Annotated in this window: 9 protein-coding genes; 6 read left to right on the forward strand and 3 right to left on the reverse strand. The window is 71.1% G+C overall.

Annotation, left to right across the window (positions count from 1 at the left end; all coding sequences use genetic code 11):
• Positions 1-54: 54 nt before the first annotated feature.
• Together UG56_RS19595 and UG56_RS19600 are read right to left on the reverse strand one after the other, a co-directional pair.
• Entirely contained in the window at positions 55-1,572 is a 1,518-nt protein-coding gene (locus UG56_RS19595) for a serine hydrolase domain-containing protein (RefSeq protein WP_084101333.1), read from the reverse strand.
• A gap of 75 nt (positions 1,573-1,647) precedes the next feature.
• Entirely contained in the window at positions 1,648-2,676 is a 1,029-nt protein-coding gene (locus UG56_RS19600; protein ID WP_045551444.1) for a LacI family DNA-binding transcriptional regulator, read from the reverse strand.
• Positions 2,677-2,836: 160 nt separating this feature from the next.
• On the opposite strand from UG56_RS19600, the gene UG56_RS19605 reads away from it, so the two are divergent.
• The 4 genes from UG56_RS19605 to UG56_RS19620 are packed head-to-tail and all read left to right on the forward strand — an operon-like array spanning position 2,837 to position 8,543.
• On the forward strand, positions 2,837-4,126 hold the full coding sequence (locus UG56_RS19605) for an ABC transporter substrate-binding protein (RefSeq protein ID WP_045551443.1): 1,290 nt from the start codon (positions 2,837-2,839) through the stop codon (positions 4,124-4,126).
• 21 nt (positions 4,127-4,147) lie between these two features.
• Positions 4,148-5,218, forward strand: a complete 1,071-nt coding sequence (locus tag UG56_RS19610; protein WP_256206766.1) for a carbohydrate ABC transporter permease — start codon at positions 4,148-4,150, stop codon at positions 5,216-5,218.
• On the forward strand, positions 5,218-6,114 hold the full coding sequence (locus tag UG56_RS19615) for a carbohydrate ABC transporter permease (protein WP_084101328.1): 897 nt from the start codon (positions 5,218-5,220) through the stop codon (positions 6,112-6,114). Before UG56_RS19610 ends, UG56_RS19615 begins: the two co-directional genes overlap by 1 nt.
• Positions 6,115-6,140: 26 nt before the next feature.
• Complete coding sequence (locus UG56_RS19620; protein ID WP_045551441.1) at positions 6,141-8,543, forward strand: beta-glucosidase family protein; 2,403 nt, start codon at positions 6,141-6,143, stop codon at positions 8,541-8,543.
• Positions 8,544-8,565: 22 nt separating this feature from the next.
• On the opposite strand, the gene UG56_RS19625 is transcribed toward UG56_RS19620, so the two are convergent.
• A complete protein-coding gene (locus tag UG56_RS19625) occupies positions 8,566-9,747 on the reverse strand; it encodes an ROK family transcriptional regulator (protein WP_071327216.1) in 1,182 nt (393 codons plus the stop codon).
• Positions 9,748-9,886: 139 nt separating this feature from the next.
• Between UG56_RS19625 and xylA the strand changes: the two genes are divergently transcribed.
• Positions 9,887-11,041: a xylose isomerase gene (gene xylA, locus UG56_RS19630; RefSeq protein WP_045552148.1), complete on the forward strand. Its 1,155-nt coding sequence runs from the start codon at positions 9,887-9,889 to the stop codon at positions 11,039-11,041.
• A gap of 10 nt (positions 11,042-11,051) precedes the next feature.
• Positions 11,052-12,446 carry a xylulokinase gene (gene xylB, locus UG56_RS19635; RefSeq protein ID WP_071327217.1) on the forward strand — a complete coding sequence of 465 codons (1,395 nt, stop codon included), beginning with the start codon at positions 11,052-11,054 and terminating at the stop codon, positions 12,444-12,446.
• The last annotated feature ends 163 nt before the right edge of the window (positions 12,447-12,609 follow it).

Raw genomic sequence — 12,609 nt, forward strand, 5'->3', positions numbered from 1 at the left:
GGGATGTGCGCCTTTCGCTGCATCTATTGACGGAGGTACGCCACCGGGCCCCGGTCACGAGGCAGCCGCTGCACCGAGAGGCCGGTGCGCGGCCGGGCCGTCGGCCGCACCCGCCTCCGGCCCGCGGACGTCGCGGCGGCGCAGCCCGAGGATGCGTACGACGATCGTGGCCAGGTTCGCCACGGCCGCGATGCCGGTCCAGGCCATCAGCGCGGGGGAGTAGTAGGCGAGCTGGAGCAGGCTGACGTCGCGTCCTCCGCCGACGAGCAGCCCGATCAGGTAGGGGAGGCTGAACAGGAGGACGGTCGGCCCCAGCCGCGGCATCAGCCGCGCCGCGATCCGCCACCACGCCTTGCCGGCGTGCTTGCGCACCCACGTCCCTGTCCGGGCGAGACGCCGGACGCCGAGCACGATCGTCAGCAGCGTGAAGCCGGCCAGGACGAGGTCGGTCCAGAGCCGGATCGGCGGCATCGGGTCGGCCGTCCTGCCGTCGGTGATGTCGGCGATCCGGGTGCCGAGCCCGCCCGTTCCCTCGTTGCCCAGCCCGAGGCCGCTGTTGCCGATGACCACGATGCCGTGGCCGCTGTCGGTGAGGAGGACGTCGGCCGTATAGGTGAACCAGATCCCGCCGTGGCCCACCTCCGGGCCCGCCGAGCCGCGATCGACCTCCCAGCCGAGCGCGTAGGTCGCATCGCCCTGCGGCGTCTGCATCTGCCGTACGGTCCCCGCGGGCAGGACCCGGGTGCCGTCGGGGGCGACCCCGTCGTTCTGCTGGACGAGGAGCCACCTGGCGAGGTCCTCGGCCGTGGTGATCACGCCGTCGGAGCCGTTGACGAAGCGATGGGGCTCGGCGGCCGACGGGGTCAGGCCGTAGGCGCAGACGTGACCGTCGGCGACGTCGGCCGGAAGATCCTCGGGGGTGACGTCGATCGTCGTGGTGCGGGTCATCCCGGCGGGCCGGAAGATCTCACGCTCGAGATAGTCGCCGAACGGCTCGCCGGAGACCCTCTCCACGATGCGCGCGGCGAGGTGGAAGTTGGTGTTGGTGTAGGCGTACTCCGCACCCGGGTCGGTGGCCAGGCTCGCACCGCGAGCCCGGCGCTCGGCCGCGGCGAGCGTCTCCGGTTGCGGAAGGCTCTTCTCCCGCAGGGTGAGGTCGGTGATGCCGGAGGTCTGGGTGAGCAGATGCCGGACGGTGATCTCGGCGCCGCGCCGGTCGCGGATCCGGAAGTCCGGAAGGTAGTCGTAGACGGGCGTATCCAGGTCGACCCGGCCGGCGGCGACCAGCTGCATGACGGCGGCCGCCGTCATCGTCTTGCTCACCGAGGCGACCGGCATCCGCGTCGTCGCGGTGATCGTCTCTCCCCGGGAGTCGACGCCGTAGCCGGCTCGGTCGCTGATCCCGTCCCTGTCGGTCACGACCACGGCGATCCCGGGGTAGCCGCTCGCGGTCGCGAAGTCCTCGACGGCCGCGGCGATCCGGTCGTCGCTCTGCGCGGCGGCCGCCGGCTCGGCATGGAGTACGGCGGCGACGGCCGCGATGGCGAGAAGAGCTCCAAGACGTCGGATCATGGTGACCATCGTCGTGGCGCGATGCCTACGCAGTCGTCAGCCCGCGGGCTGATCAGCTGTCGTCCTCCGGGATGATCACGCCGGCGGCGCGGTGCTGCTGCGCACGACCAGCTCGGCGGGCAGCCGCAGGTGACGCTCGGTCTGCTTGCCCTCGAGCAGCTCCAGCAGGAGCTCGAGGGCGGCGCGGCCCATCTCGTGGAGCGGCTGGGCGACGGTGGTGAGCGGCGGGGTGGCGTCGCGGGCCTCGGGTACGTTGTCGAAGCCGATCACCGAGAGATCCTCGGGCACGCGAAGGCCGAGCGAGCCGGCGACCTCGATGACCTTGATCGCGGAGATGTCGTTGGCGGCGAAGATGGCCGTGGGCCGCTCGGCGACCGGGAGCGAGAGCAGCTCGCGGGCCGGTGCCTCGGCGACCTCGGGGTGGTAGCCGCCCACCCGGATCAGGTCGGGGGAGACGCTCAGGCCGGCGTCGTAGAGGGCCTCGCGGTAGCCCTGCTCGCGCAGGGCCGCCGAGCGGAGGTCCGGACGCCCGCCGAGGAAGCCGATGCGCCGGTGACCGAGCCCGATCAGGTGGTCGACGGCGAGCCGGGCGCCGGTGATGTTGTCGGCGTCGACGGTCATCGGGCCGTCGGGTCCGGTGTGGGGGTCGATCGCGACGACCGGGATGGTGGTCTCGTCGGTGATGATCATCGACGGGGTGACCACGATCGCGCCGTCGATCAGGGTGTGGCCCAGGCGGGACAGCGAGCGGCGCTCCCAGCCGGTGTGGTTGTGGGCGCCGCTGCGGCCGGCATGGGCCAGGAGCTCGTAGCCGGTGCCGTCCAGGGCCGCCGAGATGCCCTTGAGGAGCTCGGCGGAGTAGGGCTCGAACTCGGCCACGAGCACACCGATGACGCCGGTGGACTTGCGGCGCAGGCTCGAGGCGATCAGCGAGGACTGGTAGCCGAGCTGGTCGATCACCGCGAGGACCTTCTCGCTCGTCGCCTCGCTGACTCCGTAGCGCTCGTTGATGACCTTCGAGACGGTGGCCACCGAGACCCCCGCTTCCCGGGCGACGTCGGTGATCGTCACCCGGCGGGGGCGGGGCTGGTCGAGCGTACTCATGCCCCTGACAGTAGCCCACTTGGGGCATGTTCGATAACCATCTACGAAAACGTTATCGACAACGATTGACACGACGGCCCGGACTTGCCATGCTCGACCCCGATATGTGGCGGCAGTCACATGACCCATACATCCAGAGCTGTGACGAAGAGGTCCCAAGATGTCGAGGAAGACACAAGCGCTCGCCGCGCTGTGCGCCGGATTGATGATTGCCGCCACCGGTTGTGGCAGCTCGGGCGACTCCGGTGGCGACGACAACACCATCATCTGGTGGCACAACTCCAACAACGATCCCGGCAAGGGCTACTACGAGCAGGTCGCCAAGGACTTCGAGAAGGCCAACCCCGGCGTCGACGTCAAGGTGCAGGCCTTCGCCCACGAGGACATGCTCACCAAGCTCGACGCCGCCTTCCAGAGCGGTGACCCCGAGCAGATCCCGGACGTCTACATGGAGCGTGGCGGCGGCGAGCTCGCCGACCACGTCGAGGCGGGCCTGACCAAGGACCTGTCCGAGGACGCGAGCGACGAGATCGACATGATCGGCGGCTCCGTCGCCGGCTGGCAGGTCGACGGCAAGACGTACGCGCTGCCGTTCTCCATCGGCGTCGTCGGGTTCTGGTACAACAAGGACCTCTTCGCCAAGGCCGGCATCACCACCGCGCCGACGACGATGGAGGACTTCTACGCCGCCGTCGACAAGCTCAAGGCCGCGGGCATCCAGCCGGTCTCGGTCGGCGCCAAGGACGCCTGGCCGGCCGCCCACTACTACTACTGGACCGCGGTGCGGGAGTGCTCCGAGGACGTACTCACCTCGGCGGTCAAGAGCCTGGACTTCTCCGACGCCTGCTTCGAGAAGGCCGGCGACGACCTCGTCGACATCGTCGCGAAGAAGCCGTTCAACAACGGCTTCCTCTCCACCGGCGCCCAGGAGGGCCCGACCTCGGCCTCCGGCCTCCTCGCGACCGGCAAGGTCGCCATGGAGCTGGCCGGTCACTGGGAGCCCGGCGTGATGCAGGGCATCACCGAGGACAAGAAGGGACTGGGGGACAAGACCGGCTGGTTCGCGTTCCCGCAGATCGAGGGTGGCCAGGGCGACCCGGCCGCGCAGATGGGCGGCGGTGACGCCTGGGCGGTCTCCGAGGGTGCGCCCGACGCCTCGGTCGACTTCGTGAAGTACCTCCTCTCCACCGACGTCCAGACGGGCTTCGCGAAGAACGGCATGGGCCTGCCGACCAACCCCGACGCGACCGGCGCGCTGACCGACCCGGCTCTGGCCGACCTGATCAAGGTGCGCGACAGCGCCCCGTACGTCCAGCTCTACTTCGACACCGCCTTCGGGCAGTCCGTGGGCGGTGCGATGAACGACGCCATCGTCAACGTGTTCGCCGGAAAGGGCTCGGCCGCCGACATCGTCAAGGCCACCCAGGCCGCCGCCGACAAGGAAAAGTGAGCTGACCCTGTGACACACGACGTGACCGAACCCGCTGCGGCGGCGTCAGGGCACGCCACCTCGGATGCCCGGCGTACAGGCGCTGTACGCCGGGCCCCCGGCGGTCCCGCGGGGACCGGCTCCGCCGGTCCGAACCGGCGTGGCGACGACTGGCGCAAGCGCCTGGAGATCCTTGTCTTCGTCACCCCTGCGCTCGCCCTCATCGCCCTGTTCGTCGCCTGGCCGATCGTCACCGCGGTGCGCTTCTCGGTCTACGACTGGAAGGGCTTCGGCGACCTGACCGACTTCGTCGGCCTGGAGAACTACGCCGAGGTCCTCGGCGACGAGGTCTTCCGCAGCGCGGTCGGCCACAACATGGTCATCGTGGTGGGCTCGATCCTGCTCCAGCTCCCGCTGGGCGTGGCGATCGCTCTCCTGCTCAACCGCAAGATGCGCGGCCAGGGCCTGCTGCGCACCATCATCTTCGTGCCGTACGTGCTGGCCGAGGTCATCGCCGCGGTCGTCTGGCTCCAGCTGCTGCAGCCGCAGTACGGCTTCATCGACGCCGTCACCGCGCAGATCGGGCTCACCCCACCCGAGCAGGGCTGGCTCGGCACCCCGGAGTACGCCCTGTGGATCGTGCTCCTGGTGCTGACCTGGAAGTACCTCGGCCTGGCCGTGCTGCTCTTCCTGGCCGGCATGCAGGGCGTCTCCGAGGAGCTCCACGAGGCCGCCCAGCTCGACGGCGCCTCCTGGTGGCAGACGCAGTGGCGGATCACGATCCCGCTGCTCGGGCCCACGATGCGTACCTGGGCGTTCCTGTCCATGATCGGCTCGATCCAGTGCTTCGACATGATCTGGGTGCTCACCCAGGGCGGCCCCGCGGACGCGACCGCCACCATGGCGACCTACCTCATCGACGAGGGCACCAAGCGCCACAACTACGGCATCGCAGGTGCCGCCTCGGTGATCCTGTTCGTGATCGCCTTCGCGATGGCGCTCGCCTACCAGGTCCTGATCCTGCGCCGTGACACCCAGGACGACACCCAGCGCTACACCCGGGCGGAGAGTGCTCTGTTCGGTGCCCTCTCCCGCAAGCGAAAGGCGGCGTGATGGCCGGCGTGACTCTCGACCCTCTCGCCGAGACCGGAAACGGCTCGGGCGGATCACTCCCGAAGCGGCGTCGCGCCGGGTCCGGCGGCGGCAATCTGTGGGTCTACCTGATCGCGCTGATCGTGGTCGCGATCACCGTCGGCCCGGTCCTCTACGGCGCGATGGGCGGCTTCCGCACCAACGCGCAGCTCGCCGACAAGCCGGCCGGGCTGCCCGACCCGTGGGTGTGGAGCAACTACGCCGGCGTGCTGAGCAACCCCTCGTTCTGGCAGTACGCCCTCAACTCGACGATGATCGCGATCATCACCACGGTGGTCACCGTCGTGTTCGGGCTGATGGCGGCGTACCCCCTGGCTCGCTACCAGTTCCGGGGGCGCGAGGCGCTGTTCATGGTCTTCGTGCTCGGCCTGCTCTTCCCGGCGGCTGTGGCGATCATCCCGCTGTTCATCATCATCACCCGCAACCTGCACATGGCGAACACCTGGTGGGGCGTGGCCCTGCCGCAGGCGGCGTTCGCGCTGCCGATGACGGTGGTCATCCTCCGGCCGTTCCTGATGGCGCTGCCCAAGGAGCTGGAGGAGGCGGCGCTGATCGACGGCGCCGGCCGGATCAGCGTCTTCTGGCGGGTCCTGATGCCGCTGTCGGCACCCGGGATGATCACCGTCGGCGTGCTCGCCTTCGTGACCTCCTGGAACGCCTACCTGCTTCCGCTCCTGCTGCTCCAGGACCAGATGCGCACCCTCCCGCTCGGCGTCGCCGACTTCTCCACCGAGCACTCCGCCGACACCGCCGGGGTCCTCGCCTTCACCACGCTCGCGATGATCCCCGCCCTGGTGCTCTTCCTCGCCTTCCAGCGTCGCCTTGTCAGCGGCCTGCAGGGTGCGGTCAAGGGCTAGAACGGACACCTCCTGTGACTGAACCGATGACCGACGCACCCCTGCCTGCCTGGCCGCGGGTCTCCGATCGCGTACGCGACCTGCACGCGCAGATGACCTTGGAGGAGAAGCTCGCCCAGATCGTGGGCTACTGGCTCGACCGCGGCGGCGACGTCGTCGCGCCGATGGCCAACGAGATGAGCCGCGACGCCGACGGCGCCGAGGACCGCCGCCTCTCGGAGATCACCGCGCACGGCCTGGGTCACTACACCCGGGTGTACGGCACCCGGCCGGTCGATCCCGCCGAGCGCGCCGCGTGGCTGTGGGCCGAGCAGCGTCGCCTGGTCGCGCAGACCCGGCTGGGGATCCCGGCCCTGGTCCACGAGGAGTGCCTCACCGGCCTGGCGGCCTGGCAGGCCGCCACCTTCCCGACGCCGCTGGCCTGGGGCGCCACCTTCGATCCCGAGGCCGTCGAGGAGATGGCCACGATGATCGGCGCTGACATGCGTGCCCTCGGTGTGCACCAGGGGCTCGCCCCGGTGCTCGACGTGATCCGCGACGCGCGCTGGGGCCGCTGCGAGGAGGCCATCGGCGAGGACCCCTATCTCGTCGGGACGGTCGCGACGGCGTACGTCCGGGGGCTGCAGTCCGCCGGCGTGCATGCCACGCTGAAGCACTTCGTCGGCTACTCCGGCTCGCGGGCCGGCCGCAACCACGCGCCCGTCTCCGCGGGACCTCGAGAGATCGCCGACATCTATCTGCCGCCCTTCGAGATGGCGGTGCTGGACGGCGGAGCGAGGTCGGTGATGGCGTCGTACAACGACATCGACGGGGTGCCGCAGCACTCCTCGGTCGACCAGCTCACCACGCTGCTGCGTGAGACCTGGGGCTTCGACGGCGTCGTGGTCGCCGACTACTTCGGGGTCGCGTTCCTCGCGGTGATGCACGCCATCGCCGCCGACCGCGGGCGGGCCGCGGCGCTGGCTCTGGAGGCCGGCGTCGACGTGGAGCTGCCGACGGGGGATGCCTACCTCGAGCCGCTCGCCGCGCTGATCCGCTCCGGGGAGGTCTCCGAGTCGCTCGTCGACCGGGCCGTGCTCCGGGCGCTCGCGCAGAAGGAGTCGCTCGGACTGCTGGATTCATCGTTCGTGACAGCTCTCGAGGAGGGTGCGCCGGAGTCGATCGACCTGGACTCCCCGGCCCACCGCGCCCTGGCACGCCGGCTGGCCGAGGAGTCGGTGGTGCTGCTCAGCAACGACGGGATCCTCCCGCTCGCGCGCGGCGCCGGCAAGGTGGCGATCATCGGTCCCAACGCCGATCGGTCCGAGGCGCTGATGGGCTGCTACTCCTTCGTCAACCACGTGATGGCGAGCTATCCCGACGAACCCCTCGGCATCGAGCTGCCGACGATCGCCGAGGCGCTCCAAGCCGAGCTCGGCGGCGCCCCGATCGAGGTCGTCGCCGGATGTGACGTCGAGGGCTCGGACCACTCCGGCTTCCCGGCCGCCGTCTCGGCCGCCTCCGCGGCCGATGTGGCGATCGTCGTCGTGGGCGACCAGGCCGGGCTCTTCGGCCGCGGCACGGTGGGGGAGGGCAACGACTCCGAGTCGCTCGAGCTCCCCGGTGTCCAGCGCGAGCTGGTCGCCGAGATCGTCGCGACCGGGACGCCGGTCGTGCTGGTGGTCGTCACCGGCAGGCCGTACGCCATCGGCTGGGCGCTCGACGACGAGACGCGTCCGGCTGCGGTGCTGCAGGCCTTCTTCCCCGGCGAGGAGGGCGGGCCGGCGCTGGCGCGTGTCATCTCCGGCGCGGTCAACCCGTCGGGGCGGCTCCCGGTCTCGATGCCGCGGGTCTCCGGCACCCAGCCCTACAGCTACCTGCAGCCACTACTCGGCGGTCCATCCGAGGTCACCAGCACCGACCCGACACCGGCGCGCCCGTTCGGCTTCGGGCTCTCCTACACGACCTTCGGCTACAGCGGGCTCTCCGCCGACCGCTCCGTCGCGGCCGGCGGCACCTTCGGTGTCGAGGTGACCGTCACCAACCTCGGTGAGGTCGCCGGCGTGGACGTGGTGCAGCTCTACGGCCGCGACCTGCTCGCCTCCGTGGTGCGACCGGTCACCCAGCTGCTCGGCTACCAGCGCGTCGCGCTGGGACCGGGTGAGTCGGCGACGGTGCGCTTCGAGGTCTCTACGACCCGGCTGGCCTTCACCGACCGCAGCCTCACCCGCATCGTCGAGCCCGGCGATGTCGAGGTCTGGGTGGCCGCCTCGGCCGGGGAGAAGGTCGCCACCGCCGTCGCCGAGGGCATCGCGGAGCTCTCCGACGTCCAGGCCGCCTCGGCCGCCGGCGGGTCCGGCAGCGACAAGGCCCTGGTCACGATCACCGGCGAGGTCCACCGGGTCAGCGCGGCTGACCGGCGGATCACCACGGCGACGGTCTCGCCCTAGGGTCTGGTCCTAGTGCCTCGTCCTAGGGACGCCGGGCGAGGTGGGCGGCGGGATCGGCGATGACGCGGCGTACGACGGTCCCGGCCGCCCCGCGCACGGCGGCGTCGCTGCCGAGGCCGGAGACGAGCAGGCGGGGCGGCTCGGCGGCGCCGGTGTGGTGGCTGATGGAGGCCGCGGTCGCCGTGGTGAGCCAGGGCGCGAGCGTGGCGAACGCGCCGCCGAGCACGATCGCGGCAGGGTCGAGGAGGGTGAGCACCGAGGAGAGTGCGACCCCGAGATGACGACCGGCGTCGGCGACGGCATCGAGAGCGGCCCGGTCCCCGGCCTCGCAGGCCTGGGTGAGCTCGGCCATCGTCGCCACCTGCGCGCGGGCGAGGATCTCCTGCTGACCGGCCATCCGCTCCAGGCAGCCGTGGCCGCCGCAGCCGCACCGCGGGCCGTCGGGGGCGACCACGACATGACCGAGCTCGCCGGCACCGGCGTGCGCACCACGGAAGACCTCACCGCCGACCACGATGCCGCCGCCGATCCCGATCTCGCCGGAGACGTGCACGAAGTCGCGCAGCGGCGCGCCCTCGTGCTCGTGGCCGCCGAACCACATCTCGCCGAGAGCCGCGAGATTGGCCTCGTTCTCCAGGTCCACCTCGAGCCCGGTGCCCTCGTGGATCGCGGCGGCGAGGTCGACGTGGGCCCAGCCCAGGTTGGGAGCGCGCACGACGATGCCGTCGACCGCCAGGCCGGGCACCGCCACGCACGCCGCGGCCAGGGGGAGGCCCTGGGAGGTCGCGCTGGCGGCTGCCGTGCGGGCCACCTCGATGAGATCGGCGACCACCTCGTCGACCTCGCGGTCACGGTTGTCGCGGCTTACGACGTGGTGGTAGCGCGGCGCGCCGGTCAGATCGGTCACCATGGCGGCCAGGTAGTCGACGTTGATCTCCAGACCGAGCCCGGCGGCGCCTCCGGGGGCGAGGGTGAGCGCCGTGGCCGGCCGGCCGCGCTCGGTCGCGGCGGGGGCGCTCTCGCCGATCAGGCCGGCGGAGATCAGGTCCGTCACCAGCCCGGAGACCGACGACTTCGTCAGACCGGTGTGCACGGCGACCCGGGCCCGGGAGACCGGGCCGGTGCGGGCGACCTCGCCGAGCACGAGCGCGAGGTTGCTCGCCCGCATCCCGGCATGCTGGGAAGGCTCGGTTCGGACCGTCATGGATGGGATTAGACCAAGATCTGAACTTGAGGTCAACCAACCCACCTTCAGGCGTCGAACCGGTTGACAATGTGACGTGCATCGCGTTTCATCTGGGGTAGATAGTCCGAGTCGTGAACTAAAGTGAGGAACCAAGGCTATGACGGATTACACCCCCACCCCGGACGACAAGTTCACCTTCGGTCTGTGGACCGTCGGCTGGAACGGCCAGGACGTGTTCGGGTCGGCGAGCCGGCCGCACCTCGACGTCGCGCACTCGGTCCACAAGCTGGCCGAGCTGGGTGCCTACGGCATCACGTTCCACGACAACGACGTCTTCGCGATCGACGCGACCGACGCCGAGCGTCAGGCGGAGATCGACAAGCTGAAGGCAGCGCTGGACGAGACCGGCCTCAAGGTGCCGATGGCCACGACCAACCTCTTCGGCCACCCGGTCTTCCGCGACGGCGGGTTCACCTCCAACGACCGCGAGGTGCGCCGCTACGCGATCGCCAAGGTCGCGCGCAACATCGACCTCGCCGCGGAGCTCGGGGCCACGACGTACGTCATGTGGGGTGGCCGCGAGGGTGCCGAGTCGCACGCCTCGAAGGACATCGCGGCGGCGCTGGACCGATACCGCGAGGCGGTCAACCTGCTCGGCGACTACGTGACCGAGCAGGGCTACGACATCCGCTTCGCCATCGAGCCGAAGCCCAACGAGCCGCGGGGCGACATCCTGCTGCCGACGATCGGCCACGCCCTCGCCTTCATCAGCACCCTCGACCGCCCGGAGATGGTCGGTCTCAACCCGGAGGTCGGCCACGAGGAGATGGCCGGGCTCAACTTCGCCTCGGGCGTCGCCCAGGCGCTGTGGCACGGCAAGCTCTTCCACATCGACCTCAACGGCCAGCACGGGCCGCGCTTCGACCAGGACCTCCGCTTCGGCGCCGGCAACCTGCGGGGTGCGTTCAACCTGGTCGACCTGCTGGAGTCCAAGGGCTACGAGGGCCCGCGCCACTTCGACTTCAAGCCGCCGCGCACCGAGGACGAGGACGGCGTGTGGGCCTCGGCCGCGGGCTGCATGCGCAACTACCTCGTGCTGCGTGAGCGTGCCAAGGCGTTCCGGGCGGACCCGGAGGTCAAGGCCGCGCTGGAGGCCTCGCAGGTCGAGGAGCTGTCGGTGCCGACCCTCGCCGAGGGCGAGACGCTCGAGGACATCCGTCAGGCGAGCTACGACATCGAGAAGCTGGACCACGGCTACGGGTTCGAGCACCTCGACCAGCTGGCCATGGACCACCTGCTCGGGCTTCGTTAGGTTGCCAGGCATGTCGCTCGTCGCCGGGGTCGACTCCTCGACCCAGTCCTGCAAGGTCGTGATCCGTGATGCGGAGTCCGGGGCGCTGGTGCGCTCCGGCTCCGCGCCGCACCCCGAGGGGACGGAGGTCGACCCTGCGGCGTGGTGGACCGCGCTCCAGTCGGCCGCCGAGGCGGCCGGCGGGCTCGACGACGTCGCCGCGGTCTCCGTCGGTGGGCAGCAGCACGGGATGGTCTGCCTGGACGAGGCCGGAGAGGTCGTACGTCCCGCGCTGCTGTGGAACGACACCCGCTCGGCCGCCGCGGCCGCCGCGCTCAACACCGAACTGGGTGCCGCGGCCTGGGCCGAGGCGGTCGGCTCGGTGCAGGTGGCCAGCTTCACGGCCACCAAGCTGCGCTGGCTGGCCGAGCACGAACCCGACGCCGCGGCCCGGGTCGCGGCGGTCTGCCTGCCCCATGACTGGCTGACCTGGAAGCTGGCCGGTGCGCCGGGGCTGGCGGCGCTGCGTACGGACCGGAGCGACGCCAGCGGCACCGGCTACTACTCCGCGGTGAGCGGCGAGTACCGTCGCGACCTACTCAAACGTGCCCTCGGGCGCGACGACGTCGTGCTGCCGGAGGTGCTCGCGCCGTCGGTGTCGGCGGGACGTACGTCCTCGGGGGCTCTCCTCGGCCCCGGCTGCGGCGACAACGCCGGCGCGGCTCTGGGCGTGGGTGCCCGGCCCGGCGACGTGGTCGTCTCCATCGGCACCTCCGGCGTCGCGTGCGCGGTCTCGGAGACACCGACCTCGGACGCGTCGGGGACGGTGGCCGGCTTCGCCGATGCCACCGGCCGCTACCTGCCGCTGGTCGCCACCCTCAACGCCGCCCGGGTCCTCGACGCGACGACCCGGCTGCTCGGGGTGAGCCACGAGGAGCTCTCCCGGCTGGCGCTCTCGGCGCCGTCGGGGTCCGGCGGTCTCGTCCTGGTGCCCTACCTCGAGGGCGAGCGCACCCCCGACCGGCCCTCGGCCCGTGGCGTGATCCATGGACTGACCCTCGCCACCGCCGAGCCCGCCCACCTGGCCCGCGCCGCCGTCGAGGGCCTGCTCTGCGGTCTCGCCGACGGCATCGATGCGCTCAAGGCTCAGGGTGTCGCGGTCAATCGCGTCCTCCTCGTCGGCGGCGGCGCCCGCTCCGAGGCCGTACGCCGTCTCGCCCCCGTCGTCCTCGGCCACCCCGTCCTCGTTCCCGAGCCGGGGGAGTACGTCGCCGACGGCGCCGCCCGGCAGGCCGCCTGGACCCTCACCGGCGGCGAAGAGCCTCCCTCCTGGGAGCTCGCCGGCACCGAGACGTACGAGGCCGACCCCGACCCCGCCGTCCGCTCCCGCTACGCCGAGGTCCGCGACCTGACCGAAGGCATCTAGCCGAGTGGTCACCCCGGTCGGCCGAGAAGTCACGTACGTCGGCCGAGACGTCAGTTAGGTCGGCCGAGACGTCAGTTAGGTCGGGCGAGACGTCAGTTAGGTCGGGCGAGACGTCAGTTAGGTCGGCCGAGACGTCAGTTAGGTCGGCCGAGACGTCAGTTAG

This window comes from Nocardioides luteus (genome assembly GCF_000960475.2).
In the GTDB taxonomy this organism is placed as follows: Bacteria; Actinomycetota; Actinomycetes; order Propionibacteriales; family Nocardioidaceae; genus Nocardioides; species Nocardioides luteus_A.